This window comes from Gluconacetobacter entanii (assembly GCF_003206495.1).
Classification (GTDB): Bacteria; Pseudomonadota; Alphaproteobacteria; order Acetobacterales; family Acetobacteraceae; genus Novacetimonas; species Novacetimonas entanii.
In genome coordinates this window covers 54319-80570 of the sequence record NZ_NKUF01000014.1, presented here as the reverse complement: position 1 = coordinate 80570, position 26252 = coordinate 54319, and the positions used below count along the sequence as shown (strand labels likewise).

Sequence of the window (26252 nt, the reverse complement as noted above, 5' to 3'; positions counted from 1 at the left end):
AGTCGTTAAACAGGCTCAGACCATGGATCCAAAACACGGAGAAGAAAAAATGATCTCGCAGTGAAAGTGGCCATTGACGTGAAACTCCTCATGTGAGGGGCCGCCACGCGCCCGCGCCACGCCGGCGGGGCATCGGGCGGTGGAGTTCACCCATGTCCGTACGCCCCCGGCAGGGCACGCATATGTGCCATCCCGTCATGGGGGAGTTGTTGGATATTAACACCTGACGGCGCTATCGTGCCTCCTTGACGGACGGACCTGTCGCGCATGGCTGCAAGCGTGGGCGCGTGACGGGATGACATGCTGGAATGATGAGCGGAGGATGAAGATGGCCGGATATGAAAAGACCCCACGGTGGCGGCTGCTGACGGCGGGCCTGCTGGTTGCGGGGATGGCGGGCGCGGTGGACATGGCGCAGGCGCGTCCGCCCGCAGGGGGCGCGACCTATGGCGGCAGCCAGTATGGCGGTGGATATAGCGGTGACAGCCGCCTTGACAATTACGGACCGGACGCCGGCTCCACATCGCAGTATAATTCACCCGAGGCCGGGATGGGCACGGGCGATGGCATCATGCCGTCCGACCGGTATGGTGATGGCGGCGGCATCCAGTCGCAGAGCACGATCCCCGGCGGGTCCAGCGAGGCGGTGCCCGGCATGGGGTCGCCCGATGGCGGGACATTCAGCAACATGAACGTTGGTGGCGTGGACAGTTCCGCAGCGCCCGGAATGAACTGAGGTCCGCATGCCCGTATCCCCTGTGCCCCCATCCGGGGGGCCGCTTCCCGTCCGCTACAGTGTGGAGACACGATGGCTGCACTGGCTGACGGCAGTGATGGTGCTGGTGCAGTTCGCGTTTGGTGAGACATGGGGCTTCATGCCGCGTGGCACCGTGGTGCGGGTGGGCATGATCATGACGCACACCTCGGTCGGGGTGCTGCTGGCTGCGACCTTCCTGACCCGTATCGTCTGGGCCGTGACGGGCGGGCGGGCCATCCGTTTCCCCGTGCGCACGCCGCTCGACCATGTGGCGCGGATGGTCCACTGGCTGCTGTATGTCATGCTGGGCGCGGAAATCGTGCTGGGCTACATGCTCCGCTGGTCGCGCGGGCGGCCGGTCGTGGCGTTCGGCGTGCCAATCAACTCCCCTTTTGCCGATATGGGTGTCGGCGTGCAGCGGGTTTTCGGGGAGTGCCATCACTGGCTGGCATGGGGCCTGATCGTGGTCGCGGCGTTCCATGCGATGGCCGCCATATACCATGCCGTCATCTGCCATGACGGGGTTCTGCAGCGCATGATGCCACCGCGCAGGCAGGCGGGCTGAAAGATTACGTATTTTTAATGACATGTTCCGTCATGGCTGCCCCTCATGACGGAACATGATGTCCGGGCTGGACCGCATCCCTGCCATGCGCAGGATTTTATTCCTACTAAAAATACAAGTAAAGTAGAAATACTGATGAATGTATAGGATATTATTCTTATACATTGCTGGCCCGCCCTGAAGATACGACAGGAACTGTTCCAAACTGTACAAAATATGGGCAAAGCAGGGCGCAGAAGTCGCAATTTAAACAAAAACTGAAATTATCTTTTTGGAAATTAGACGTAACGGTTACTGTCCGTTACAATCAACCGAGTATGTTTGTATGTTATTGATATAAAAGGGGAAAATATAAAAACATCCTGCCTGATGTCCATGGCCGGGAACATTGTCCGGCCAAATTAATTGCATCAGATATGTATCTTTACCCTTGCAACACTCTCGCGATTTCATTAATAAATCGTGAAACACAAAACAGGTATCCCATGACCTTGTATTTGCATGTATACTTCATTTTTAGAAATGTATGAAGGTAGCATACAATAAAATGATATGAATATTCTGAATATCGCCATCCCGGTTTAAGGGGCGACGCGGTATTCTTGAATTCTCCTGAAATAACGTTTCGGCATCCGGCAAACCTGCCCCCATTGCAGCGACGGCCCCTCCCGCAGGGGTGTCATGTCAGGTCCCGATGTCCGGCGTGCCGTTATTTCCTGATCTGTTGATGACTGTGGACCAATGACCCCATGAATGAGATCGATACAAAAACCGCGTCTTCCCTGCTGCCGATGGACTCCCATATTGGTCTCGACCTGCTGGAACAGGCCTCGGATGGTGTCGTTATCATTGATGACAGGAACATCGTCGTCTTCTTCAATACAGCAGCGGAACACCTGTGGGGCTATTCCAAGGAAGAAGTGCTGGGCCGGAATGTAAGCTGCCTTGTGCCCAGTATCTATCGCCAGGAACATGACAGCTATATTGACGCCAACCGCAGGACAGGCATCAACAAGATCGTCGGTACATCGCGTGAGGTCACGTTCGAAAGCAAGGCCGGGGACTACATCTCCGGCGAGATGTCGATTTCGACCGCGCTGATCGGGCCGGAGAAAAAGCGCTACTACATGGCGTTCATGAAGGGCGTGACGGAGGAAGGGCATCGCAAGCGTCTGCTCGACCTGCAGAACAGCGTCTTTCACGCCCTGTCGGGCGATGCCATGATCCAGGACGTGGCGGACATGATCTGCCAGGAGGTCGAGGGCTTCGTCCCCAACACGATCGCGGTGCTGATCCTCCTTGATGATGAAAACCGCCTGCAGATCCTCTCCGGTCCCGGCCTGCCGCGGCGTTTCGCGCTGGCGCTGGAACGGTTGACCCTGACGCAGGCCGACCTGAACGCGCTGGATTCCGACCCGACGGAGGCCACGACCATCGTGTGGGACAGCTACCTCGCCCTTGGGGCGTCGCTGGGGCTGCATTCATGCTGGGCGCTGGCGATCAAGAACCGCAAGGGCCGTTCGCTTGGCATCTTCGCGCTGTATTCGCGCAACCAGCACAAGCTGAGCAACTGGCCGCAGAAGATCGTCGAAGGGTGCGTGCCGTTCTGCGGGCTGGTGATCGAACAGCACGAGGCCCGGCAGCATATCTCGCAACTGTCGAACTATGATCCGGTGACCGGCTTCCTGAACCGTTCGGTTGCCCACCGGATGCTCAGGACGATGATCACGTCGCCCAATGAATCCCGCTTTGCGGTGTACATGATCGACATTGACCGTTTCCGCGACATCAACGACGCGCTGGGTCATGTGCATGGCGACGGGTTCCTCAAGGCCGTGGCGGAACGCCTCAGGCGGCTGTCGCGCAGCAATTACATCCTCAGCCGTTCCGGCGCGAACGAGTTCATCATCATCGTGCCCAATGTCACCGATGACACGGTGGCCGATTTCGCGCGCAAGATCATGGACTGCATGCGCGAACCCATCGAGATCGCGGGCAACCAGATCGTCTGGACCGTGGGGATCGGCATCAGCCAGTATCCGGAGCATGGGCCGGATGGGGAATCGCTCCTCAGCTATGCCGAGCAGGCGATGCGCAACGCAAAGAAGCAGGGGCCGGGCACGTTCCGCGTCGCCTCCAGCGAGGATAACAAGGCCGCGCAGGACCGCCTTGTGCTGGGGCTTGCGCTGCGTGAATCCATTGCCGATGGCCTGCTGACGCTGCATTACCAGCCACAGGTAGAATCCAGCACGGGCATGATCTACGGGGTGGAGGCGCTGTCGCGCTGGAACCATCCCACGCTGGGCAACATCTATCCCTCCCGTTTCATCGCGGTGGCGGAGGAAACGGGCCAGATCGAGGCGATCGGCAAATGGTCGCTGGAAAAGGCCGTGCGCCAGATGACGATGTGGGATCGCGACGGCGTGCATGTACCCACCATGGCGGTCAACCTGTCGGCCGGGCATTTCCGCGACCGCCTGCTGCCGGAATACCTGTCCAGCCTCCTGCGTGACCATGGCCTCCCGGCGGAGCGCCTGACGGTGGAGATCACCGAAAGCGTCATGATGGAGGAAAATGACGAGACGATGGCCGTGCTGCAGGCGATCCGCAACCTTGGCATCGGCCTGTCGATGGATGATTTCGGCACGGGCTATTCCTCGCTGTCGCGCCTGACGCGCCTGCCGCTGAGCGAGATCAAGATCGATCGCAGCTTCATCATGAACCTCGACCATGATGCGAACGCCCAGGCGGTGACGACGGCGGTCATCGGCATCGGTTCGCGCCTTGGCATGACGGTCGTGACCGAAGGCGTGGAGACCGAGCAGCAGCGTGACATGCTCACGAGCCTGAAATGCGACGTCATGCAGGGCTACCTGTTCGCCCGCCCGATGCCGCCCGAAGGGGTCGCGGAGTGGGTGCGCGCCCGCGCGGCCTGAAACACTACAGGCCCGTCCCCTCGCGGCGGGATGGAACCGGATGATGCGCCATGTTGCGCGGCACCTGCCCGGATGACGGGCGGTGCTGGCGCGACATGGCGTTTTGTGTGTGGGGCCGGTGGTATGGCGGTGGGGCGCACTATTATGTGCGTGGCTACCTTTGTGGTTGTGGGGCGGACATATGCTCCGACATGATGGCGGCATATGTGCGGCAGGAAATGGATGACCGGATGGAACAGTCATGCGGGTGGATTGCGCGGGGTATGGTCCTTGGGGCCTTCATGGCGTTTCCGGCGGTGCATGCGGCGGTTGCGCAATCCCCGGACGGGCATGCGGGACATATCGTCACCATGCAGAAGCTTGACTGGTCCATGGCCGGACAGCTTGCGATCGAGGCCGTGCGTGCCTGTGCGGCGCAGGGATATTCCGTGACCGCCACCGTGGTCGATACGACCGGCCACCAGCAGGCTGTCATCAAGGGGGACAGCGTGCCGCTGCAATCGCTGTCGGTCTCCTACCGCAAGGCTTATACGGCCTATTCCTACGGGCTTGCGTTCAACCTGAACACCACCAGCGAACTGATCGCGGCAAAGGTGACGGGACCGGCGAACGGGGCGCTTAACACCATTCCCGAAGTACTGTTTGTGCCGGGTGGTGTCACGCTGCGCAGGGTGTCGGATAACAGCGTGCTGGGCGGTATCGGGGTTTCTGGCGCGCCGGGTGGGGAAAAGGACGAAGCCTGTGCCCAGGCGGCGGTGCAGAAATACAGGGCGGATTTCCGCTAGGATGGAAAGAGAAAGGTTTTTGGGTGCCGGCTTTTTGCAAAAAGGCGGCGTCTTCTGAAGCTTTTTGGAAAAAAGCTTCACCAAAAACTTTTAAATGATTCTGTCAGGACATTATGGGAGGACTGTCCCATATGGCTGCACGGCATTTCATATTTTCAGGGAATGAAATGGTGCCCAAGGGCGGGATCGAACCACCGACACTGCGATTTTCAGTCGCATGCTCTACCAACTGAGCTACTTGGGCACCGGAGCCGTCGTCCGGCAGGCCGGGGCGGGATGAACCGCCCTGACGATGTGCAGGCTTTACCCTACCTCTTCGTCGGGATCAACCCGTCTTGTGTGATTTTCATCCATATCGTTGAAATCATTATCGGCAGGCACGCGATATTGCCCCGTGAACCAGCGGCCAAGGTCGATATCCGCGCAGCGGCGCGAACAGAACGGGCGATAGGCCTGCACCATCGGCCTGCCGCAGACAGGGCAGGGGGCAGCGGTCTTGGGTTCAGTCATGGTCGTACCTCCATCCGGCAGGTGGCAGGTCGGGGGCGATGACGATGCGTAAGGGGCATCCTGTCAGGCGCGTGAAATCCTCCGCCCATGCGGGAAAGGTCCGCATCAGGCGCACGATATCACATCCGGCATGCAATGTGACCGGCGTTGGCACCTGCTGTCCCCGGCAGGACCGCATCTGCTGGCGCAGGGAACGCAGCAGGCGGCCCGTCACGCTGTCCAGAAGTTCATGCAGGGGGGGATGGATGCGCGGGCGCACGATTTCCGCCAGTCCCAGCGCACTGATCCCCAGAAAGCGCGGACGCAGCGGATCGGTGGACAGCGCCTGTTCGATCGGTTCGGCAAGCGCCCGGCGCTTGCGCACCGCAAGGCCCGCCGCATCGACCACGATCGCCCCCGACAGGTTGCGCAGCCGCAACTGGTGCAGAAGATCCGGCAGCGCCGCGCGGTTTGCCGCGAACTGCGCCGTCTGCTTGGGCCTGCGGTCCATGCTGGTGTGCCCGCCATCCATGTCGATGGCGACAAGGGCCGGGGTGGGGGTGATCGTCGCCGACATGCCGCCTGGCAGGACAACGGTGGGATCGGACAGGGATTCGGCCATCATTTCCGTATCCGCGTCGAACGCCATGGGCTGTCGCTCGATCCGGGCATGCAGCGCCTGTGGCAGGCGCGCGCCTACGGCCGGGTCGTCAATGACGATGGGTGCGTCGGGCCATTGCGCGGCCATGCGCTCCACCGGGCCGGGACCACGCGACAGCAGCGCGGGCGGGCCGTCAGTGCTCGGTTCGGCAATGCCGCGCAGGCTCAGCCTGACACCCTTGCCGCCCTGCGCGCTGCGACTGACGCGCACCATCAGGGCGGTGCCCTGCGTCATGGCGCCACAGCCCTCGGAATCCGGCAGGAAGCCCGTCTGCCCGTCGGTAAGGTCGATGAAGGTGCCGCCCAGTGCGGGGACATGGGCGCTGACGCGGCCGCGATACAGGTCGCCCACCCAATCGGGCAGGTCAGGCCGCCACAGCGCATAATCCAGCAGCCGTTCGCCATCTGTCAGCGCAACGCGCAACTCCCCCGGGCCACTGGCCACGCGAATCAGCACGCTCACGCAATCCAGTCCCCGTCCTGCCCGCGCAGCATCTGCGCGACCTCGAACAGGGGCAGGCCGACCACACCGGAATAGCTGCCGGACAGGAAACGCACGAATGCCGCCGCATGTCCCTGGATGGCATAACCGCCGGCCTTCCCGCGCCAGTCACCCGCCGCGATCAGGGCATCGACCTGCGGCGGTGTCATGCGTGAAAATGCCACAGTGCTGGAGACGATGCGCGTGCTGGAACGGCCCTTTGCCCACGCGGCACTCGGGTGCAGCGTCACGGCGGTCAGCACCGTATGGCGCCGCCCCGACAGAAGCGACAGGCAGGCACGTGCGCATGCCTCGTCCTCTGCCTTGGGCAGGATGCGACGGCCGGCGGCGACCACGGTATCGGCCCCGATCACCAGTGCCGGGATGTCGAGGGTGGCGGCAACGGCGCGCGCCTTCTCATCGGCCATGCGCAGGGCATAGGCACGCGGCAGTTCCCCCGGCAGGGGGCTTTCATCAATATCGGCGGCGATGACCTGATCGGGATGCACGCCCACCTGTCGCAGGAGATCAAGACGCCGGGGCGAGGCAGAGGCAAGAACAAGCTGCGCGCCCGTTCCCGTGACGGAGGAACCGGGTGTCCGGGTCATGATCGGACGATCCGTGTTATTTGAAGCGGAACGTGATGCGACCCTTGCTCAGGTCATAGGGGGTCATTTCCACATTCACGCGGTCACCCGCCAGCACGCGGATGCGGTTCTTGCGCATCTTGCCGCTGGTGTGCGCCAGGATCATGTGTTCGTTATCCAGCTTGACGCGGAACATCGCGTTGGGAAGCAGCTCGGTCACCGTGCCGCTGAATTCGATCATGTCTTCCTTGGACATCTTATCCTTCAATAATATTGGTTGGGTGGGGTGAAAAAAAGGCCACGCACGACGCGGAAGAAATTTCCGCATCGCGCCGACAGGAATACAAGGGTGGATATGTGGGGATTGTTCCCCCACGGTCAAGCTTTACCCGACCCGCGTGCCAGATCATCCAGCCGGACGGACACGCTCATGGCGTGGGCATCCAGCCCTTCGGCCCGCGCCAGCGCCACGGCGGCCGGCCCGATTTCACGCAGGGACTCCGCCTTGGCGTCGATGAAGGTCGTGCGCTTGAGGAAGTCGAACACCGAAAGCCCCGATGCAAAGCGCGCGGTGGAACTGGTCGGCAGGACATGGTTCGGGCCACCGACATAATCGCCGATCGCCTCGGGGCAGTAGCGGCCGAGGAAGATCGCGCCCGCGTGCCGCACCTTGTCGAACACAGGCTGCGGGTCGTCCATCACCAGTTCCAGATGTTCGGGCGCGATGCGGTTGACCAGGTCCACGGCCTCGTCAAGGTTGCGCACGGTGATGATTGCCCCATGCGCGTCCCAGCTTGTCCGGGCGATCTGCGCGCGCGGCAGGGTCTTCAGCTCGACCTCCACCGCGTCCTGCACTGCCTGCGCCAGCGTGGCGTCGGGCGTGATCAGCACCGCCTGCGCCATCGGGTCATGTTCCGCCTGTGCCAGCAGGTCCAGCGCCAGGGCGCGCGGGTCGTTGGCGTCGGCCGCGACGACCACGATTTCGGAGGGGCCGGCGATGCTGTCGATTCCCACGCGGCCGAACACCTGCCGCTTCGCTTCGGCGACATAGGCATTGCCCGGCCCGACCACGCGATCGACCGGTGCGATGGTGTCGGTGCCATAGGCCAGCGCGCCGACCGCCTGCGCGCCACCCACGCGATAGATCTCGGTCACGCCGGCACGGCGGGCGGCAGCCAGCACCAGCGGGTTGAGCACGCCATCGGGCGTCGGCACGCACATCGCCAGGCGCTGCACGCCCGCCACCCGCGCCGGCAGCGCATTCATCAGGACGGAGGACGGATAGGCCGCCGTGCCCCCCGGCACATACAGCCCCACCGCATCAAGCGGCGTCCAGCGCATGCCCAGCGTCACCCCCTGCGCATCGACATAGCGCAGGTCGCCGGGCATCTGCGCGCGGTGGAAGGATTCGATGCGCGTGGCCGCAACATCCAGCGCCGCATGCAGCGTCAGGGAAACCTCGGCGCAGGCGGCGTCGATTTCCGCATCCGTGATCCGCAGGCGATCGGGGGTGACGTCCATGCGGTCGAACCGGCGGGTGAACGCGCACAGGGCGGCATCACCATCGCGGCGCACGGCGGCAAGGATTTCGGTCACGGGGCCATCGACGCGCGCGGTATCGCTGTCGCGCTCGGCCAGCAGCCGTGTAAAGGCGGCGTCGAAATCGGGGCTGCTGGTATCAAGGCGGTTCATGGCCGGCATTATCCCTCGGTCTGTGTCGTGCCGGACGCAAGGGCCTGGCGGAAACGGTTGATGATGCCCCCGATACGTTCGGGCTGCGTCTTGAACGCCGTGCGGTTGACGATCAGGCGGCTGGTGACATTGGCGATGGTGCGCACTTCCTCCAGCCCGTTGGCCCGCAGGGTGGACCCGGTATCCACAAGGTCCACGATCAGGTGCGACAGCCCCAGCACGGGGGCAAGTTCCATGGCCCCATGCAGGTGCACGATATCGGCGTTGATCCCCTGCGCCGCGAAATGCCGCCGCGTGATGGAGGGGTATTTGGTCGCGACCCGCACCTGCGACCAGCGCTCCGGATCGTCCGACAGGGTGCTGCCGCGTGGCTGCGCGATGGAGATGCGGCAGCCCCCGATGCCAAGGTCGAGTGGCGCATAGATTTCGGGGTAGTCGAATTCCATCAGCACGTCCGCCCCGCACAGCCCCACCTGCGCGCCACCAAAGGCCACGAATGTCGCGACATCGAACGAGCGCACGCGCACCACGTCGATCTGCGGGTCATTGGTGGGAAAGCGCAGCAGGCGGCTGCGGTCGTCGGTGAAATCGGGGCCGGGGACGATGCCCGCCGCCTTCAGCAGCGGTGTCGCGGCCTTGAGGATGCGGCCCTTTGGCAGGGCGATGATCATCGGGCTGTCAGTTTCCGGGACAAGACTGGAGGCCGGGGTCAGGACGGTCACTGCATTCTCCGAACAAGAGGAAACGCGCCCGGACCGCATCACAACAGGCGTGACAGGCGCAACATGTCGCCTGCGCGCATACCACACTGTGCCCCCATGCAGAAAGGGCGCTTTTCGCACGACAGCCCTTTTGCACGGCCGGTCGCGCCGGTCTTTTGCGGGGTTTCAGCCTGAAACGCGCTCGATCTGCGCCCCGCAGCGCGCAATCTTGCGCTCCACCGCCTCGTATCCGCGGTCAAGGTGGTAGACGCGGCTCAGGATCGTCTCCCCATGTGCCGCAAGCCCTGCAAGGATGAGCGAGAATGACGCCCGCAGGTCGGTCGCCATGACCGGCGCGCCAGACAGGGAATGCACGCCACGGATGATCGCGGACGACCCGTGCACGTTGATGCGCGCGCCCATGCGGTTGAGTTCGGGGACATGCATGAACCGGTTTTCGAAGATCGTCTCCGTCACCATCGACGCCCCTTCGGCCACCGACAGCAGCGCCATGAACTGCGCCTGCATGTCGGTGGGAAAGCCGGGATAGGGTTCGGTCATGATGTCCACGCCGCGCAGCGCGCCGGTGCGCCGCACCCGCAGCGCGTCCTCCTCCTGGAACACTTCCGCGCCCGCTTCCTCCAGCGCGCGCACCACCGCGCCAAGGTGTTCGGCCCGCCCGTCGATCAGGCGCAGGTCCCCGCCCGTGATCGCCGCGGCGCAGGCATAGGTGCCGCATTCGATGCGATCGGGCATGACACGGTATTCCGCCCCGTGCAGGGCATCGACGCCGTCGATCACCAGCGTCCCGCTGCCGGCCCCGGTGATGCGCCCCCCCATGGCGTTGAGGCAGGCGACAAGGTCACCGATTTCGGGTTCGCGTGCGGCGTTGACGATTTCGGTGCGCCCCTTCGCCAGGCACGACGCCATCAGCAGGTTTTCCGTCGCCCCCACCGAGGCAAACGGCAGGATGATCCGCGCGCCTGTCAGGCCCTCGGGCGCCTGGGCGTTGATATAGCCGTTCTCCAGCGTGATGCGCGCGCCCAGCGCCTCCAGCCCCTTGAGGTGCATGTCCACCGGGCGCGTGCCGATCGCACATCCCCCCGGCAGCGACACCCGCGCCTCCCCGCAGCGTGCCAGCAGCGGCCCAAGCACGAGGATCGAGGCCCGCATCTTGGAGACGATGTTGTACGGCGCCTCCGTATTGGTGATCGGCCCGCCGACCGACAGGACGGCCCCCGTGCCGTCCACGTCCTCCACCGTCAGGCCGTGCTGCTGCAGCAGCGTGCGCATGGTGCGGATGTCCGCGATGCGCGGCACGTTCGACAGCACCAGCGTCTCCGACGTCAGCAGTCCCGCGACAAGCAGCTTGAGCGCGGAATTCTTGGCGCCGCCAATGACGATGTCGCCGTGCAGGCGGTGTCCGCCGCGAATGATGAAACGGTCCATGGCCCTGCTCTCCTACATCCGTGGCGGGGCGACGCCGCGCTGTCCCATATATTTGCCCGCCCGGTCGGCATAGCTGACCTCGCACGGCGATGCCCCCTGAAAGAACAGGAACTGGCAGATGCCTTCGTTGGCATAGATGCGCGCGGGCAGGGGGGTGGTGTTGCTGATTTCGATCGTGACCTGCCCTTCCCATTCCGGCTCCAGCGGCGTCACGTTCACGATGATGCCGCACCGGGCATAGGTGGACTTGCCAAGGCAGACGACAAGCGTGTCGCGCGGGATGCGGAAATATTCCACCGTATGCGCCAGCACGAAGCTGTGCGGCGGGATGGTGCAGGAGGCGCCATGACGGGTGACGAAGCTGTTTTCGGCGAAGTTCTTGGGGTCCACCACCGCGTTGTCCACGTCGGTGAAAATCTTGAATTCCGATGCCACGCGCGCGTCATAGCCATAGGAGGACAGGCCGTAGGAGATCACGCCCTCGCGGTTCTGTTTTTCGACGAAGGGTTCGATCATGCCGGATTCGACGGCCATGCGGCGAATCCATGTGTCAGGCATTATTGGCATGAGGTCCATTTCTTCGTGCGTCGTGGCGGGGCCGTCCCGCCGCGGGGCGAGCAGCGACCACTACCGAAGGCGGCCGAGTCGCGCAATCGTGTTATGCGCAGGCGTAACGGCTTTATGTGGAGGGGGCGTCGTCCCGTGGCGACGGCGTGGCCGTCGGGGCGTCGGGCAGGACGTCGGGCGTGGCGGCGGCATCCGGCGCGGTGCGGGCGCGGCTCTGCTGCTTGCGGCGGCGCAGGTTGTCGCGCAGGGCCTGCGCCTCGCGCTGCTGGCGGGCAAGGCGGGCGGCCTCGGCACGTGCGCTTTCGGCTTTCGCCCGGCCGGGGGGCGGGGTCTCGTCTGTCATGCGGGGATGGCCCAATGTCAGGACCGCCCCGCCATGCCGGCCATGGGGGACCGGTGCGGCGGGGCGGGAATGTGCGGCGTCGCGTTGATCCGGGTGTCAGGCCACGCCGGTGGCGACCGGCGGCGTCGTGGTCGTGGTGTCGGGATTGGTCGTCTCGGGCATGCCCTTGCCAGCCGGCACGCCACAGCGCGTCAGCAGTTCACGCAGCGCCTTGACCACGGGGAAGATCTCCACGTTGCGGTCGCCGCCCTGTTCGTTCCACGCCTGCTGTTCCAGTTCCACGATATCCTTGTCCTCAAGGAAGATGCGGTTGGTGAACCAGCCCAGCGCGGGCCAGATCAGGTCGATCAGCAGCGGCGTCTGCGGGCGCAGCACCGACAGCAGGCCAAAGGACTGCGTCACGCGCTGTTCCTTGTCCACCGGGACATAGGAAGTCCACAGGTCCATGATCAGGTCGCCGTCCTTGTCGCGGATCTGCAGCGTCTGGTACGGGTAGGTCGTGCGGATGGTCACGACCTCCTCGACAGGCTGTTCCGCGCCGTTGAGGTCCTTGTGCTTGCCAAAGATCAGGCGTTCGGCCAGGGGCTGCTGCCCCGCGCTGCGCATGAAGCTGTAGCGCGCCTCGATGAAGTTCTCGCCCTTGTCCTGCCCCAGGAAGCGGGCCTTGATCTGGCCCATCTGGCGGCGGTGCAGGAACTGATGGTTCATGTCCATCAGGTTTTCATGCATGAACGTGTAGTGGCAGCCGACGCGCGGGCTGAAATTCTTGGTCTTGTAGGCGGGGTTGTCCACGCTGCCCAGCTTGGGGAAGGGCACGGTGTCGGCCTTTGCCGGGTCACCGGGGAAAATGAAGACAAGGCCGCCGGCCTCCCGGCAGGGATAGGTGCGCACGCCGTTGGGCAGCTCGCCCTTGCCCAGATACGGCACGTCGATGCAGCGGCCCGAACGCCCGAAGGCCCAGCCATGGTAGCAGCAGCGCACGGTCTGCCCGTTGACGGTCCCCTTGCTCAGCGGCACCTGACGGTGGGGGCAGCGGTCATACAGCGCAAAGACGCTGCCTTCCTCCGGCCGGACCAGCGCGATGGGCACGCCCGCGTAACGCACGCCGAACGTCTTGCCCTTGCGCACCTGCGACGACCACGCGACGGGATACCAGAAATCGGGATCCGCATCGACGGTGCGCAGGTCGGTGCCGGGTGCTGCATGCACGGCGGGTTCCGCCGGTGTCGTGGTGGTGGTCCGGTCCCGCGCCGGGGCCTCCGTCTGGACAGAAAGTGTATCGCTCATGTTGAGGCCCCGAAATTCCTGTTTGTTATGATCTGCGGATCTTACGTCATCCGGTTGCATGGCGTATCCATGAAGTCCTTGCACAAGAATTTCAATCGCCTTGCGCGTTGTAAATCCCCTCAGCGCATACGCCATATGTCGTGCGGGGGAGGCTGCGGCCCCATGCCCGCAGGCGGTGCGGCAGATCAATGCCGCATGCGCCCAGGCGTGCCAGACTGCGCGCGGACGCGCCGTTACATCCATGCCGGGGCCTGTCAGGACGCCTGCTGCTGCTCCAGGTCATGATCGGCTGCGACCAGGCCGGTATTGTACAGGAACGTCTCCGCCATGTGGGTATGCAGCAGTTCGTCATAGACCGACAGGGTCGCGTACTGCATGCCGTGGCTGGTGTAATGCGCCATGACATTCTCGCGCGCGTGGGTCGCCATCAGCGCGTGCTGTTCCGGCGTCATGCACAGCGCGGTGCACACCGCCTCCGCCAGTGCGGTGACGTCGCCGGGCGGGAAGGTGAAGCCGGTGACCCCGTCCTCCACCGTTTCCAGCGCCGCGCCATGGGCGGCCACCACGACGGGGCGGCCCATGGCCTGTGCCTCCACCACCACGCGGCCAAAGGGTTCGGGCCGCAGCGAGGGCACGACCACGACATCCGCCAGCATCATCACCGCCGGCATGTCGGCGCAGTGTCCGGTAAAGCGCACCCGTTCACGCAGTCCCTCCCTGCGCGTCCTGTCCACGAGGGCCTGCGTATGTTTGTCACGCTCCTTCGCGTCGCCGACGAAGACGCAGATCCAGTCGCGCCCGCACCCGCCGGTGCGTTCCATCTGCGCCAGCGCGTCAAGCAGCAGCATCTGCCCCTTCCACGGCGTGATCCGGCCCGGCAGCACGATGATGGCGGCATGTTCGGGCAGGTCCCACTGGTCCAGCAGGTTCTGCACCCGGTTGCCGCGCACGCCGTAAGGGTCGAAACGCGTGATGTCCGCCCCGCGCGGGATCAGGCGCAGGCGGTCGTCACCCACCCTGTATTCCGTGCGCAGGCGCTGCGCGATGTATTCGCTGACGGCGATGACGCGCTGCCCCGACGCCATGACGGCGTTGTAGCGGCGCTTGCCGGGGATGTTGTTGCCATAGACGCCATGCCACGTCGTCACCAGCGGCACGCCCGTGCGCCGGCAGGCGGAGGCGGCGGCCCATGCCGGCGCGCGTGAACGCGCATGCACGAGGCTGACGGAATGTTCGCGGATGATCTGCCCCAGGCGCAGGGCATTGCGCAGGATGGAAATCGGGTTTTTCGGCCGCAGGTCCAGATGGACGGGCGTCGCCCCGACATAACGCAGGCGCGGGATCAGCCGCCCGCCCGCGCTGGCGACCAGGGCCGTGCCCCCCGCCTGCGTGATGGCCGCGGCCATTTCGATGGTGCCCTGTTCGATGCCGCCCGATTCAAGCGCGGGCAGGACCTGGAGAATGACGGGGCGTGTGGTCGCGAATTCCATTTCGGAATGTGTATCACGTAAGAGATAGTTCTGCACCGTCTGTTGCAACACCGGGGCGTATCGTGGTGTCGAGGCAATTGACCTTGGCGGAGCGTGGGGCGACTAAGGAACCATTATGATAGTTTTCACATGCATGTTTCCGCCCGCCCGCCTGCGGAGTCCCGCGCCGCGTCGCGCCCCATGCGGGGCCGGTACGCTCCGTTGGCGGATGTTGTGCATGCGTGCCATGCAGGTGGGGATGATGGTCATGGCGCTGGAGTCGGCGGGCGGCAGCGCGCGCGCCACGGTCGTGGGGGCCGATGCCGCCGGTGCGACGGGCACGCCCCATGCCCCCCGGCCCGGCGGCCCGTCCGCCCGTGCGGGGGGCGCGTCGCAGGCCGGCGGCGGCAGGGCGGGGACAGGGCAGGAATTTTCCTTCGCCACGTGCCAGTCGCACCTGTCCGATGATCCCGATGGCACCCGTGACTATGCCGACGACTGGCAGGAGCATGGCGGCGGGGCGGAGGCCGAATATTGCGGGGCGCTGGCGGAAATGGCGCTTGGTGACGTGGGCGATGCGGCGGCCACCCTCGATCGCCTGTCGCATATCACGCACTGGCCGCATGGCGACGCCGCCCACGCCCCGTCACAGGTTGCCGGTGCGCCCGCCGGTGCGCCCGCCAGTGCGCCGGGCGGGGCGGAGGACGCGCGCCATGACACGCCCGAGTCCCTGCGTCGTCGCGCCCATGTGGCCGAGGAAGCCGCACGGGCGTGGCAGGCCAATGACAGCCCGCGCCAGGCGCTCGACAGTGCGACATACGGGCTGTGGCTTGATCCGCACGACATGACGCTGCTGGTGATCCATGCGCGGATTTCCGTGGATATGGGCATGGCGCAGCAGGCGATATCCGACCTGACGCCGCTGCCTGACGATGCCACGCTGCGGGTGGATGCGCTGGTGACGCGCGCCGCCGCCAACCGCGAACTGGGCCAGATCGACCTTGCCGCGACGGACATCACCGCCGCATTGCAGCAGGCCCCGCATAACGTGGCCGCCGAACTGGAATGCGGCATCCTGCATGAACGCCAGGGAAAGATGGAGGAAGCCCGCGCCGACTGGCAGCAGGTGATCGCGCTGGCTCCCGATTCGCATGAGGCGGACCTCGCCCGGCAGGACCTTTCCCTGCTGGAGGCCGACCCGGCGGCGCCCTGAACCGCTTCAGGAAATATCGCCTTTTTGAAAAAAGGCGATACCCGAAAACTTTCATCCCTCTATCAACGGGTTGTTTCAATCCCGGTGCGAAAGGTTGTGTATGCGGCGTATCCTTGTGATCCGTCTGGGCGCCCTGGGGGACTTCGTTCAGTCCTTTGCCCCCTTTGCGGCCATTCGTGAACATCATCGCAATGACAGCGTGACGCTGCTGACGACGCCGCCCTTTGTCGAACTCGCCCGCGCATCGCCATGGTTCGACGACGTGCGCGTCGATATGCGCGCATCATGGCGCAACCTGCGTGCGGTCATGGCGATGCGCACGCTGCTGCGGCAGTATGATTTCATCTACGACCTACAGACATCCGGCCGCACCACGCGCTATTTCCACCTGTCGGGCCATCGCGCATGGTCGGGCATCGCCCGTGGGGCGCTGCTCCGTCATGACAACCCGCAGCGCAAGGCCATGCACAACCGCGCGCGCCAGCGTGACCAGTTGCGCCGCGCGGGCATTGCGGAGGTGCCGGATGCCGACATCTCGTGGCTGGCGGGATATGGCCCGTGCCTGCCGGGGCCATATGTGCTGCTGGTGCCGGGGACGTCGGCGGCGCATCCGGTCAAGCGCTGGCCCGTGGAACGTTTTGCGGGGCTTGCCGTGCGGTTGTGGGCGCGCGGGTTGCGGCCGGTCGTCATCGGCACGCAGGCCGACGCGCCGCTGGCCGCCACCATTACGGCCGCGTGCGATGCGACGCTGGACCTGACGGGACGGACCTCGCTGCTTGACCTTGGGGGGGTGGCGGCGCGGGCCACTGCCGCGGTGGGCAATGATACCGGGCCCATGCACCTGGCCGCCGTGATGGGAACGCCGTGTGTCGTGCTGTTTTCGCGCGCTGGCAACCCCGCGCTCATCGCGCCGCTGGGCCGTACGCCGGGGCAGGTCAGGACATTGTGGGCGCACGATCTGGCCACATTGCACATTGACAGGGTTGCAGCCGCGCTCGGCTGACGCCATTACAGCGTGACATATTCTTATCGGAGCACCAGAACATGCCTGCCATCACCCTGCCTGACGGATCCGTACGCCGCTTTGACGGGGCGGTGACGGGCACTACGGTGGCGCAGTCCATTGGCGCGGGCCTTGCGCGTGCGGCCCTTGCGATGGAAGTGGACGGCCGCCTGATGGATATCGGCCGCGAGATCGACCACGACGCGCATGTCCGTTTCATCACCCGCAAGGATACCGAGTCGCTGGAGATGATCCGCCATGACGCCGCCCATGTGCTGGCGGAGGCGGTACAGTCGCTGTGGCCGGGAACGCAGGTGACCATCGGCCCGTCGATCGAAAATGGCTTCTATTACGATTTCTATCGCAATGAGCCGTTCACGCCGGAAGACTTCCCCCGCATCGAAACGCGCATGCGCGAACTGATCGACGCCAACACGCCGTTCACGCGCGAAACCTGGCCGCGCGAGGAGGCGATCCGTTTCTTCGAGGACCGGGGCGAGCGCTTCAAGGCCGAACTGATCCGCGACCTGCCCGAGGACGAGGAGATCTCCATCTACCGGCAGGGCGAATGGCTGGACCTGTGCCGTGGGCCGCACCTGCGCAGCACGGGAGACATCGGCAAGGCGTTCCGCCTGATGAAGGTGGCGGGCGCGTACTGGCGTGGCGATCACCGCAATCCCATGCTGACGCGCATCTATGGCACCGCATGGCGCGACCAGAAGGAACTCGACGCGCACCTCCATCAGCTTGAGGAGGCCGAACGGCGCGACCATCGCCGCATCGGCCGCGAGATGGACCTGTTCCATATCCAGGAGGAGGCCGTGGGCCAGATCTTCTGGCACCCCAAGGGCTGGCGGCTGTATTCGGTGCTGCAGGATTACATGCGTCGCGCGCAGAACCGTAACGGGTATCAGGAAGTCCGCACGCCGCAACTGGTCGATCGCGGCCTGTGGGAGGCCTCGGGTCACTGGGACAAGTATCGCGAGCACATGTTCATCGCCACGGTGGAGGACGAGGACAAGACCCTCGCGCTCAAGCCGATGAACTGCCCGTGCCATGTGCAGATATTCCGCCACGGACTGCGCTCCTATCGCGAACTGCCGCTGCGCATGGCGGAATTCGGCGCATGCCACCGCTATGAACCTTCGGGCGCGCTGCATGGGATCATGCGCGTGCGTGGCTTCACGCAGGATGACGCGCACATCTTCTGCACCGAGGACCAGATCGCGGACGAGACCGCGCGCTTCGTGCGCATGCTCTCCGCCGTGTACAAGGATCTCGGGTTCGAGCATTTCCGCGTCAAATTTGCCGATCGCCCCGAACAGCGTTCCGGTGACGATGCGACATGGGACCGCGCGGAAAACGCGCTGAAGGTCGCCTGCGACATGGCGGGCGTCGAATATGAGCACAATCCCGGCGAAGGCGCGTTCTATGGCCCGAAGCTGGAATTCGTGCTGCGTGACGCCATCGGCCGCGACTGGCAGTGCGGGACGCTGCAGGTCGATTACGTGCTGCCCGAACGGCTTGATGCGTCCTATGTCGGTGAAGACAGCGCGCGTCATCGCCCGGTGATGCTGCATCGTGCGATCCTTGGGTCGTTCGAGCGGTTCCTTGGCATCCTGATCGAACAGCATGCGGGACGATTCCCGATGTGGCTGGCCCCGGTGCAGGTTGTCGTCGCCTCCATCGTGACGGACGCCGAACCCTATGCCCGCGAGGTGGTGGAGAAGTTGCAGGCGGCCGGTCTCGTGGTGGAGGCCGATGTGCGCAACGAGAAGATCAACGCCAAGATTCGTGAACACAGCCTGGCCCGTGTGCCTGTCATCCTGGTGGTGGGCCGCAAGGAGGCGGAGGACCACACCGTTGCCCTGCGCCGTCTTGGTGGCAAGGCGCAGGATATCCTGCCGCTGGACGAGGCGGTGAAGGCCCTTGCGCATGAGGCGACCCCGCCGGACCTGCGGTCGTCCTGATTTAATAAACCCTTGATAACAAACAGATAAAAGTTTTTTGGTGCCGCCTTTTTTCAAAAAGGCGGCGTTCCTTGAAGCTTTTTGGAAAAAGCTTCACCAAAAACTTTTTCATTATGTTTCACAGGGCGAGTGTTTGAAACATTCCGCCGCCTGCGCCCGGCAGGGGGCCGCGTGCGGTGCATGCATGGCTGGCCCCGTCCGGGGGATTGCACACAAGACTTGATCTGGCCCTTGTGTTTGCGCCACATATTGCCACATCAGCAGCGTCCGCGTGATTTCGCGCCGTCATATCGTCCGGAGTCCCGGGCGCATTTCGGCGTGGGGCCGGTGGCCGCCGCGACGATCTGAATACACAGTCACAGGAGATGACCATAGCCAGACCCCCGATGCCCACTCCGCCGAACCGAGAGGGGCCCCGTGTCAATGAGGAGATACGCGTTCCGCAGGTCCGCCTGATCGATGCCGACGGCGAAATGCTGGGAATCATGCCGATGCGTGACGCCCTTGCCCGCGCCTATGCATCCGGTCTCGACCTGCTGGAAATCAGCCCGAACGCCGAGCCGCCCGTCGCGAAGATTATCGATTACGGGAAGTTCAAGTACGAGCAGCAGAAGAAGCGCAACGAAGCCCGCAAGAAGCAGAAAGTCATCGAAATCAAGGAAGTCAAGGTTCGTCCGAACATCGACGAAAATGACTACCAGGTGAAGATGCGGGCGATGAAGAGCTTCATCGGCGAAGGCGACAAGGTCAAGGTAACCCTGCGTTTTCGTGGTCGCGAAATGGCGCATCAGGATCTGGGCATCAAGGTGCTGGAGCGCGTGCGCAACGAAATGGATGAAATCGCGAAGGTCGAGCATATGCCCAAGCTCGAAAATCGCCAGATGATCATGGTGCTGGCCCCGCGCTGATGCGTGGGTGACAGCCACCTGACCGGATATCCGAAAGCCCGGACCGCATGGCGTGGTCCGGGTTTTTTTATGGCCATGGGCCATCCGTGCATCAGGGATGCAGGATGAAGGTCGCGTCCGCCTGCGCGGTGACGTCCTGGTCCGCGGCGGGGGCCTGCGGGGCGGACATGCTGGCGGCGCGGGCGGCCATCATCATCGGCATCGGGGAGGGCATGTCCTGATCGTTCAGGTTGACCGACTCGATCCGTGCGATTTTCAGGCCCAGCGCCGTGGCCGCCGCCTGCGCGCGCTGCTGCAGTTCATGCAGCGCAAGCCCTTCGGCCTGCTGCACAAGGGCGGTGCGATGCGCGCGTGACAGGGACCAGTCCAGCCGTGACAGGGCAAGGTTGTCCGACTGGATCCGTCCCAGCAGCGGCAGCAGGATCGTGCCGTCGGTCGCGCTGATGCGGATGCTCTGCCGTGCGATCCACTGCGACGGATGGCTGATGCGGGGATCGGCCTCCTGATGGTGCACGGTATAGGATTCCGCATTGACCGTCAGGCCCGCCACGCCATGGGTGATGCCCATCGCCTTGTCCACCTGCGCATTCACCTGCCCCTGTGCTGCGGCGGCAGTGGGGGCGGAAGCTTCGGCAAAGAACACCGCCGTCAGTTCATCGGGCGGTGCGTGGACGGTGCCGGTGGCCGACAGCCGCAGCTTCGTCGTGGCGGTGTCTGCTGCCATGACGGCGCTGTCGGCGGCATGGGCCTGTGTGATCCCGGCCATCGCGGTGGCTCCGATCAGAAGCGGGAGAAGGAAAGGACGGACATGCGTGCGTACCGGCGTCTGGATCATGAATGCGTGGTTTCCTTCAGTTCGACCAGTGCGCGACGTAGCCGGATGATGCCGGAACGTACGCGTCCCTCCCGGCACAGATCCGCCCCCTGGGCGCGCAGGTCGTCGATGTCGTGCGGCAGGCCGGGGCCATAGGCGTCGATGATGCCGATCAGGCGATTGCAGAAGGCGGGGGTATCGCTGGTGATGATGACCGGCCTGTTGCTGTCCGCACTGGCGTGGGACGGCGCGGCCTGGGGGACGGGATCCGCCGCCGCGACGGGCCACGAATGACCACACAGGCACAGGCTCATCACAAGGAAGGCAGGGACTGTGACCGGTTGCATGTTCATGGTGTCATACTACGCCACTGTTGGTGTCGTGCTGATGGGAGAATTGTGAAGTTCGCGTCATGTCTGGCATGTCCTCATCGAACGGATCATACCCGTATTCCGCAAGCGCGGAGGACGTGACCGGCAGGAGCAGGCGCACCGACAGGCCGGGATCGTGCCGCGCCAGGCGGATTTCCCCGCCATGCAACTGCACGATGGCGCGCACCATCGCCAGGCCCAGCCCGGATCCGGGCGTATTGCGTGCCTTTTCCGCGCGGAAGAAACGTTCGGTGGCGCGTTCCATGTCCGCATCCGTCATGCCGATGCCCTCGTCACGGATTTCCAGCACCAGCATCGCGCCCCCGGCGGACGGGATCACGCGCCCGGCGACAGGGGCCGCAATATGCGCGCCAAGGCGGACGGTCGAATGTTCGGGCGAAAACTTGATGGCGTTGTCCAGAAGGTTCGCCACCGCCTGCTGGATCAGGGAGCGGTCCCCATAGAAGGGAAGGACCTCGTCCATGTCGAGTTCGAGGCGGATTCCATGATCCTCCGCCACCGCTTCGTACAGTTCCGCGACATCGAACAGCACGGGCCGCAGGTCGAACGTGGCGAAGGCGGAACGCCGCGCCCCGGTCTCGATCTGCGCAATGCGCAGCAGGGCCTCGAACACGGCGGTAATGTTGTCGAGGTTGCCGACCGCGCGTTCGATCGCCGCACGCAGTTCGTCGGCATCGCGCGCATGCAGCGCCGCATCCTCCAGTTGCGTGCGGGCGCGGGTGATGGGCGTGCGCAGGTCGTGGGCGATGGAGTTGGAAACCTCGCGCACGCCATCCATCAGGCGCACGATCCGGTCGAGCATCTCGTTGATGGCCTCCGCCACCTGATCCATCTCGTCCCCGTTGCCCACCAGCGGCATGCGGCGGTTGAGGTCGCCATGGGCGATGGCGGAGGTCGTGCGCGCCACCGTCTTGACCATGCGGCGGAAGATGCGGTGCACCAGCATCGCCCCGCTGACGGCAAGCAGCGTGACCATGATCCACGCCCACACAAGGGAATCGGTCAGCAGCCGCCGCAGGATGGTGCGCGCGCGCATGTCGCGCCCGACCAGCAGGCGGTATCCGCTGTCAAGCTGCCCCGCCGTATGGGTCATTTCCGTACCCGGCAGGCGGTAGGCATGGATTTCCGCCAGCCCCCGCAGGCCGGCGCGCGTATCGGGCAGGGAATACCAGCGGTCGGTATACTGCACCTTCACCGGCCAGGAGGAGACGTTGCCCGCAAGGTAGTTCCCCTCCGGGTCGATCACCATATAGATCGCGTCATCGTCGAGGTTCTGTTCCAGCCGGTCCTCGATCGTCAGCGCCAGCGTGGGCACGCCACCCACCATCCAGCGTTCGACCAGGGCGCGGGCGTCGGCATTGATCGCGGTTTCGACCTGGCGTTCAAGGAAACCGATCGTCCCCCACCAGATGAACGACATGAACAGGATGGACGACAGCGCGAACAGCACCCCGTACGCCAGTGAAAAGCGCAGGCTGGCGGAACGGAACGCGCGCAGCCGTGGCCTGCGTGACGCGCCTTCATGCAGGGGCAGGTCCGTCACGCGCCGCGCTGTCCCGCGCGGTGGGGAACGTCATTCCGCACGCAGCATGTATCCCGCATTGCGGATGGTATGGATCAGCGGCACGCCAAACGGCTTGTCCACCTTCTGGCGCAGGCGTGAGACATGGACGTCGATCACGTTGGTCTGCGGGTCGAAATGGTAATCCCACACCCCTTCGAGCAGCATGGTCCGCGTCACCACCTGTCCCGCATGGCGGGTGAGGTATTCCAGAAGCCGGAATTCGCGCGGCTGCAGATCGATGCGCTGCCCCGCGCGGCGCACGGTGCGCGAGAGCAGGTCGATCTCCAGGTCGGCAACGACCAGCTTGGTCTGCGGCGCCTGTTCGGTGCGTCCGCGCCGGCCAAGCGCTTCCACCCGGGCAAGCAGTTCGCTGAAGGCGAAGGGCTTGGTTACATAGTCATCGCCCCCCGCCTTGAGTCCCTGCACGCGGTCATCCACATCCGCCAGTGCCGAAAGCAGGAGCACGGGCGTCGTGTTGTTCTGCGCGCGGATCGTCTCCAGCAGGCGCAGTCCGTCGATCCCGCCCGGCAGCATCCGGTCAAGGATGATGAGGTCGAATTTCTCGCTCACCGCAAGGAACAGGCCGTCCTTGCCATTGTCGGTCAGTTCGGTCAGGTGCCCTGCCTCACGCAGGCCCTTGGCCACGAAATTGCGAACCGTCGGATCGTCTTCCACCACAAGAATATGCACGTTACCTCACTGATCGGCAGTCCAACTGTCATTCTACGCCCGCCGCGCGACAAGGCCAGAGCGGATGCGGCGCGACGACATTACCGATGTTACATGTGCAGTGATGGCCGTGACGTTAAGGGGAGGGGAAGCCCGCGCCCGTAATCGCACCCCTGACCCGGGCGTCCGGGGCATGGTTCCGCAGAGGCACGAGGTTGCCGAGCCTGGCCCTCGCCTCATTCCGACAGGCGTTTCCATTCCGAAATCGCGATCGTCGCGTCGCCCGTGGCGGATGCAGGCACCTGATAGCTGAGTTTGTTGCCGTCCAGGGTGTAATCGCGCACCTGCCGCCTGCCCTCCCAGTTCGGGAATACCGATCGTTCGACATCGAACACGATGTGATTGGACGCGGGATCCAGCGCGACCGTGCCGTAATGCACGCTATTGCGGAGCATCGCATCGCGGAATTCTGCTGGCGTGCCGGTTACCTTGGAGCCAGACGCAAATGGCGTTGCTGCTGGACGGTAGATCTCGATCATGTAATTTCCGCTGGCGTCGACCATCATCCGTCCCTGCGGATGATCACCAAAACCATGGACACGATGCCCATCCGGGTAAAGCGTATCCGCCGCTGTCAGGCTCCATGTTCCCGTCAGGGGGGAAGCAGCCAGGGTCACACCGCCGGATAACATGACCAGTGCGGCTGACAACATTACGCATTTCATCATGATCTGGAATTCCTTCACGAACTGTACTGCAGAATGGCCCCGGTTTTCCTGCCTTGACCGTAATGATTTTTACGGCTTACCGATGGTTTTGAATAACGACTTATTCTGAAGTGTCAGTTCAGAAAAATGGAAGTGTCCATGCCATCGCATTTCGACCTCGACTGCCTGCGCAGTTTTGTCGCTGCCCAGGATTTCGGCGGTTTTAACCGTGCGGCCGAAATCCTGAACCGCTCACAGTCCGCAGTCAGTCAGCAACTGCGTAAGCTTGAATCCCAGGCTGGGCAGCCACTGGTACGACGCAATGGCCGTCAACTCGTGCTGACGCCTGCCGGTGAGACGTTGCTTGCCCATGCCCGTCGCCTGCTGGCGCTGAATGACGAGGCCATGGCCGCATTGCGTGGACATGCGCTGGCGGGGCAGGTGCGACTGGGCGTAATCGGGGATTTGGCCGAGACGTGGCTCCCCGAGACCCTGGCGCTGTTCCGGCGCGCGTATCCGCAAGTGCTGCTGGAGGCAAGTGTCGATCGGGCCAGCGCGCTGCTTGATGCGCTGGATCGTGGTGTACTGGATCTTGTTCTGACATTCGGCGGGGATGGCCGGGCGGATGCCATGCCCTGGTGCACGATGCGGCAGCGTTGGATGGGGGCCAGCGGTGCATCTTTCAAGGATATGAAGATGGTTGACCTTGTGGTCCTGCCAGCACCATGTCGTTTCCGGCAGGGGGCAATTGACCAGCTTGAAGCGGTCGGCATCCCGTGGCGGATCGTATTTACCGGCCGTAGTGTTGCCGCCTTGTGGGCGGCCGTGCGTGCCGGACTGGGGGTGACCTTCCGCATGGTGGGGGAACTGCCCGCAGGCGTATCGGTCATGAATGATCCCCCCGGAGTACCGCGGGCGCCAGACATCAGGGTCAGCCTTCATGACGGCGGGCGTCCGGCATCTGACCCGCTGGAGCAGTTCAGGAGGATACTTGGAAAGCGCCCCACCACAATTCCCGTGACGGGTTAGGCGGGCGCGTCAGCACCCGCTCCCTTGCATCAGTCGCCCGTGTCATCCGGCCGGAAGCCGACGGTGGCCGGGATGCTCAGCGCCTCGCGATGGCGGCGGATGTGCAGCATGACGGTGGAGGCCGGGCGTTTCGCGGCGATGGAGCGGATCAGCATGCGGGAGCTGTCGATGGGTTCGCCGTTTACGGCGGTGATGTAGTCACCGATATGCAGCCCAGCCTTCATCGCAGGTCCCCCACGGTCGATGCCCACGATCTCCACCCCCGGCACATGGGTGTCGCCGCCATCCGTCAGGGTGACGCCCAGCCAGCCGCGGTCGATATGCCCGTTGCGGCGCAGTTCATCGACAATCGGGGCGACGATTTCCGACGGGATGCCGAAACCGATCCCCACCGATCCCCCGGTGGGCGAGACGATGGCCGTATTGAGGGCGACCACCTGCCCGCTGAGGTTGAAGGACGGCCCACCCGAATTGCCCGGATTGATCGGCGCGTCGAGTTGCAGGAAGTCATCGAACGGGCTTGTGCCGATATCGCGCCCCCGGGCGGAGACGATGCCCGCCGTCACCGATGACCCCAGCCCGAACGGGTTGCCCGCCGCCATGATCCAGTCGCCGATATTCACCAGCCTGCTGTCACCCCACCGCACGAAGGGCAGGGGGTGCGATGGCTGCACCTTGATGACGGCGATATCCGTCAGGTCGTCGCTGCCGATCAGGTGCGCGGGCAGTTCGGTCCCATCGACGAGGGAGACGGTAATATGGTCCGCATCCCCCACGACATGCGTGTTGGTGACGATGATCCCGTCCGGGTCGATCACGAATCCCGATCCCGCGCCCAGCATCTCCTCCCCATGTGAACGCATGCGTTCGCGGAATTTATGCTCGAACGGGGTGCCACGGACACTTGGCAGCACGCGCTGCCCGTTGCGTTGCCCATGCACGTCCTGGGTGACGGCGATGTTCACGACCGCCGCCACCACCATCCGCACCAGCGGGGCGAAGGTCAGGGGACCGGACGACACCACGGGCGGCGCGGGCGGCGCGAAAAGCGATGGGGGCGTGGCCGGGGCGGGGGACACCGTGGCCACGGGGGCTGCGTCCTGCGCCCATGCGCCACGACGCGACGGCAGTACACAGGCCAGCGCCAGCGGCGCGATGACAGACAGGCGGGAAAGACGGCGGGCCATGTGTATCCGTAACGGGTCGAAAGGAGCA

At 64.4% G+C, this 26252-nt stretch carries 26 protein-coding genes and 1 tRNA gene; 9 read left to right on the top strand and 18 right to left on the bottom strand.

Annotated features, from left to right (window positions below):
* Positions 1-328 precede the first annotated feature (328 nt).
* From CFR72_RS08255 to CFR72_RS08240, 4 genes are all read left to right on the top strand, one after another.
* Positions 329-736, top strand: a complete 408-nt coding sequence (locus CFR72_RS08255) for a hypothetical protein (protein WP_146220679.1) — start codon at positions 329-331, stop codon at positions 734-736.
* Between the two features lie 7 nt (positions 737-743).
* On the top strand, positions 744-1322 hold the full coding sequence (locus CFR72_RS08250; RefSeq protein ID WP_110913490.1) for a cytochrome b: 579 nt from the start codon (positions 744-746) through the stop codon (positions 1320-1322).
* 749 nt (positions 1323-2071) lie between these two features.
* Positions 2072-4258, top strand: coding sequence for an EAL domain-containing protein (locus tag CFR72_RS08245; RefSeq protein WP_244182218.1), 2187 nt, complete (start codon positions 2072-2074; stop codon positions 4256-4258).
* A 281-nt stretch (positions 4259-4539) separates the two neighbouring features.
* Positions 4540-5043, top strand: coding sequence for a GlcG/HbpS family heme-binding protein (locus CFR72_RS08240; protein ID WP_233045243.1), 504 nt, complete (start codon positions 4540-4542; stop codon positions 5041-5043).
* A 168-nt stretch (positions 5044-5211) separates the two neighbouring features.
* Here CFR72_RS08240 and CFR72_RS08235 read toward each other — a convergent pair.
* The 12 genes from CFR72_RS08235 to CFR72_RS08180 all read right to left on the bottom strand — a co-directional run bounded on the left by CFR72_RS08235 (position 5212) and on the right by CFR72_RS08180 (position 14789).
* Positions 5212-5287: transfer RNA gene (locus tag CFR72_RS08235), tRNA-Phe, on the bottom strand.
* Positions 5288-5346: 59 nt separating this feature from the next.
* A complete protein-coding gene (locus CFR72_RS08230) occupies positions 5347-5553 on the bottom strand; it encodes a DNA gyrase inhibitor YacG (protein ID WP_110913489.1) in 207 nt (68 codons plus the stop codon).
* Entirely contained in the window at positions 5546-6655 is a 1110-nt protein-coding gene (locus CFR72_RS08225; protein ID WP_110913488.1) for a ribonuclease E/G, read from the bottom strand. The genes CFR72_RS08230 and CFR72_RS08225 overlap by 8 nt, the downstream gene beginning before the upstream one ends.
* The gene (locus CFR72_RS08220; RefSeq protein WP_110913487.1) at positions 6652-7281 is read right to left on the bottom strand and encodes a Maf family protein; all 630 of its coding nucleotides are present in this window, start codon (positions 7279-7281) and stop codon (positions 6652-6654) included. Before CFR72_RS08220 ends, CFR72_RS08225 begins: the two co-directional genes overlap by 4 nt.
* 16 nt (positions 7282-7297) lie before the next feature.
* Positions 7298-7516, bottom strand: a complete 219-nt coding sequence (gene infA, locus CFR72_RS08215) for a translation initiation factor IF-1 (RefSeq protein ID WP_003622234.1) — start codon at positions 7514-7516, stop codon at positions 7298-7300.
* 122 nt (positions 7517-7638) lie between these two features.
* Entirely contained in the window at positions 7639-8952 is a 1314-nt protein-coding gene (gene hisD / locus CFR72_RS08210) for a histidinol dehydrogenase (RefSeq protein WP_110913509.1), read from the bottom strand.
* A gap of 8 nt (positions 8953-8960) precedes the next feature.
* On the bottom strand, positions 8961-9713 hold the full coding sequence (gene hisG, locus CFR72_RS08205) for an ATP phosphoribosyltransferase (protein ID WP_110913486.1): 753 nt from the start codon (positions 9711-9713) through the stop codon (positions 8961-8963).
* A gap of 126 nt (positions 9714-9839) precedes the next feature.
* Positions 9840-11102, bottom strand: a complete 1263-nt coding sequence (gene murA / locus CFR72_RS08200; RefSeq protein ID WP_110913485.1) for a UDP-N-acetylglucosamine 1-carboxyvinyltransferase — start codon at positions 11100-11102, stop codon at positions 9840-9842.
* A 12-nt stretch (positions 11103-11114) separates the two neighbouring features.
* Complete coding sequence (gene dcd / locus CFR72_RS08195) at positions 11115-11669, bottom strand: dCTP deaminase (RefSeq protein WP_110913508.1); 555 nt, start codon at positions 11667-11669, stop codon at positions 11115-11117.
* A gap of 112 nt (positions 11670-11781) precedes the next feature.
* Complete coding sequence (locus CFR72_RS08190; protein WP_110913484.1) at positions 11782-12012, bottom strand: hypothetical protein; 231 nt, start codon at positions 12010-12012, stop codon at positions 11782-11784.
* 96 nt (positions 12013-12108) lie between these two features.
* A complete protein-coding gene (locus CFR72_RS08185) occupies positions 12109-13299 on the bottom strand; it encodes a Rieske 2Fe-2S domain-containing protein (protein WP_408869961.1) in 1191 nt (396 codons plus the stop codon).
* A 254-nt stretch (positions 13300-13553) separates the two neighbouring features.
* Entirely contained in the window at positions 13554-14789 is a 1236-nt protein-coding gene (locus CFR72_RS08180) for a glycosyltransferase family 4 protein (protein WP_110913483.1), read from the bottom strand.
* A 217-nt stretch (positions 14790-15006) separates the two neighbouring features.
* On the opposite strand from CFR72_RS08180, the gene CFR72_RS08175 reads away from it, so the two are divergent.
* From CFR72_RS08175 to infC, 4 genes are all read left to right on the top strand, one after another.
* Positions 15007-15981, top strand: a complete 975-nt coding sequence (locus CFR72_RS08175; RefSeq protein WP_208629992.1) for a tetratricopeptide repeat protein — start codon at positions 15007-15009, stop codon at positions 15979-15981.
* A gap of 100 nt (positions 15982-16081) precedes the next feature.
* Entirely contained in the window at positions 16082-16984 is a 903-nt protein-coding gene (locus CFR72_RS08170) for a glycosyltransferase family 9 protein (protein ID WP_110913482.1), read from the top strand.
* 41 nt (positions 16985-17025) lie between these two features.
* The gene (gene thrS / locus CFR72_RS08165) at positions 17026-18954 is read left to right on the top strand and encodes a threonine--tRNA ligase (protein ID WP_110913481.1); all 1929 of its coding nucleotides are present in this window, start codon (positions 17026-17028) and stop codon (positions 18952-18954) included.
* A 386-nt stretch (positions 18955-19340) separates the two neighbouring features.
* Positions 19341-19862, top strand: coding sequence for a translation initiation factor IF-3 (gene infC / locus CFR72_RS08160; protein ID WP_110913480.1), 522 nt, complete (start codon positions 19341-19343; stop codon positions 19860-19862).
* Between the two features lie 91 nt (positions 19863-19953).
* Here the strand turns inward: infC and CFR72_RS08155 are convergent, their stop codons facing one another.
* From CFR72_RS08155 to CFR72_RS08135, 5 genes are all read right to left on the bottom strand, one after another.
* Positions 19954-20697 carry an SIMPL domain-containing protein gene (locus CFR72_RS08155; protein ID WP_110913479.1) on the bottom strand — a complete coding sequence of 248 codons (744 nt, stop codon included), beginning with the start codon at positions 20695-20697 and terminating at the stop codon, positions 19954-19956.
* The gene (locus tag CFR72_RS08150) at positions 20694-21023 is read right to left on the bottom strand and encodes a hypothetical protein (protein WP_227744233.1); all 330 of its coding nucleotides are present in this window, start codon (positions 21021-21023) and stop codon (positions 20694-20696) included. Before CFR72_RS08150 ends, CFR72_RS08155 begins: the two co-directional genes overlap by 4 nt.
* Before the next feature lie 10 nt (positions 21024-21033).
* Complete coding sequence (locus CFR72_RS08145; RefSeq protein WP_320442949.1) at positions 21034-22488, bottom strand: sensor histidine kinase; 1455 nt, start codon at positions 22486-22488, stop codon at positions 21034-21036.
* A gap of 153 nt (positions 22489-22641) precedes the next feature.
* Positions 22642-23322 (bottom strand): response regulator transcription factor, encoded by a 681-nt coding sequence (locus tag CFR72_RS08140; protein WP_110094312.1) that lies wholly within the window; start codon positions 23320-23322, stop codon positions 22642-22644.
* Positions 23323-23537: 215 nt separating this feature from the next.
* On the bottom strand, positions 23538-24014 hold the full coding sequence (locus tag CFR72_RS08135; protein ID WP_233044042.1) for a lipocalin-like domain-containing protein: 477 nt from the start codon (positions 24012-24014) through the stop codon (positions 23538-23540).
* Between the two features lie 153 nt (positions 24015-24167).
* Here CFR72_RS08135 and CFR72_RS08130 point away from each other — a divergent pair, with 153 nt between their 5' ends.
* Entirely contained in the window at positions 24168-25037 is an 870-nt protein-coding gene (locus CFR72_RS08130) for a LysR substrate-binding domain-containing protein (RefSeq protein WP_167400333.1), read from the top strand.
* A 29-nt stretch (positions 25038-25066) separates the two neighbouring features.
* On the opposite strand, the gene CFR72_RS08125 is transcribed toward CFR72_RS08130, so the two are convergent.
* Positions 25067-26224 carry a S1C family serine protease gene (locus CFR72_RS08125; RefSeq protein ID WP_208629991.1) on the bottom strand — a complete coding sequence of 386 codons (1158 nt, stop codon included), beginning with the start codon at positions 26222-26224 and terminating at the stop codon, positions 25067-25069.
* Positions 26225-26252: the final 28 nt, after the last annotated feature.

Excerpts from the sequence above, each read along its gene's own strand:
- CFR72_RS08190 (WP_110913484.1), bottom strand. The coding sequence starts at position 12,012 with ATGACAGACGAGACCCCGCCCCCCGGCCGGGCGAAAGCCGAAAGCGCA.
- CFR72_RS08175 (WP_208629992.1), top strand. The coding sequence starts at position 15,007 with ATGCGTGCCATGCAGGTGGGGATGATGGTCATGGCGCTGGAGTCGGCG.
- CFR72_RS08245 (WP_244182218.1), top strand. The coding sequence starts at position 2,072 with ATGAATGAGATCGATACAAAAACCGCGTCTTCCCTGCTGCCGATGGAC.
- CFR72_RS08185 (WP_408869961.1), bottom strand. The coding sequence starts at position 13,299 with ATGAGCGATACACTTTCTGTCCAGACGGAGGCCCCGGCGCGGGACCGG.
- CFR72_RS08150 (WP_227744233.1), bottom strand. The coding sequence starts at position 21,023 with ATGCAACCGGTCACAGTCCCTGCCTTCCTTGTGATGAGCCTGTGCCTG.
- CFR72_RS08250 (WP_110913490.1), top strand. The coding sequence starts at position 744 with ATGCCCGTATCCCCTGTGCCCCCATCCGGGGGGCCGCTTCCCGTCCGC.
- hisD (WP_110913509.1), bottom strand. The coding sequence starts at position 8,952 with ATGAACCGCCTTGATACCAGCAGCCCCGATTTCGACGCCGCCTTTACA.
- CFR72_RS08125 (WP_208629991.1), bottom strand. The coding sequence starts at position 26,224 with ATGGCCCGCCGTCTTTCCCGCCTGTCTGTCATCGCGCCGCTGGCGCTG.
- CFR72_RS08230 (WP_110913489.1), bottom strand. The coding sequence starts at position 5,553 with ATGACTGAACCCAAGACCGCTGCCCCCTGCCCTGTCTGCGGCAGGCCG.
- thrS (WP_110913481.1), top strand. The coding sequence starts at position 17,026 with ATGCCTGCCATCACCCTGCCTGACGGATCCGTACGCCGCTTTGACGGG.
- infC (WP_110913480.1), top strand. The coding sequence starts at position 19,341 with ATGCCCACTCCGCCGAACCGAGAGGGGCCCCGTGTCAATGAGGAGATA.
- CFR72_RS08135 (WP_233044042.1), bottom strand. The coding sequence starts at position 24,014 with ATGTTGTCAGCCGCACTGGTCATGTTATCCGGCGGTGTGACCCTGGCT.
- CFR72_RS08145 (WP_320442949.1), bottom strand. The coding sequence starts at position 22,488 with ATGTCGTTCATCTGGTGGGGGACGATCGGTTTCCTTGAACGCCAGGTC.
- CFR72_RS08155 (WP_110913479.1), bottom strand. The coding sequence starts at position 20,697 with ATGATCCAGACGCCGGTACGCACGCATGTCCGTCCTTTCCTTCTCCCG.
- CFR72_RS08170 (WP_110913482.1), top strand. The coding sequence starts at position 16,082 with ATGCGGCGTATCCTTGTGATCCGTCTGGGCGCCCTGGGGGACTTCGTT.
- hisG (WP_110913486.1), bottom strand. The coding sequence starts at position 9,713 with ATGCGGTCCGGGCGCGTTTCCTCTTGTTCGGAGAATGCAGTGACCGTC.
- CFR72_RS08130 (WP_167400333.1), top strand. The coding sequence starts at position 24,168 with ATGCCATCGCATTTCGACCTCGACTGCCTGCGCAGTTTTGTCGCTGCC.
- CFR72_RS08220 (WP_110913487.1), bottom strand. The coding sequence starts at position 7,281 with ATGACCCGGACACCCGGTTCCTCCGTCACGGGAACGGGCGCGCAGCTT.
- CFR72_RS08180 (WP_110913483.1), bottom strand. The coding sequence starts at position 14,789 with ATGGAATTCGCGACCACACGCCCCGTCATTCTCCAGGTCCTGCCCGCG.
- infA (WP_003622234.1), bottom strand. The coding sequence starts at position 7,516 with ATGTCCAAGGAAGACATGATCGAATTCAGCGGCACGGTGACCGAGCTG.
- CFR72_RS08240 (WP_233045243.1), top strand. The coding sequence starts at position 4,540 with ATGGCGTTTCCGGCGGTGCATGCGGCGGTTGCGCAATCCCCGGACGGG.
- dcd (WP_110913508.1), bottom strand. The coding sequence starts at position 11,669 with ATGCCAATAATGCCTGACACATGGATTCGCCGCATGGCCGTCGAATCC.
- murA (WP_110913485.1), bottom strand. The coding sequence starts at position 11,102 with ATGGACCGTTTCATCATTCGCGGCGGACACCGCCTGCACGGCGACATC.
- CFR72_RS08255 (WP_146220679.1), top strand. The coding sequence starts at position 329 with ATGGCCGGATATGAAAAGACCCCACGGTGGCGGCTGCTGACGGCGGGC.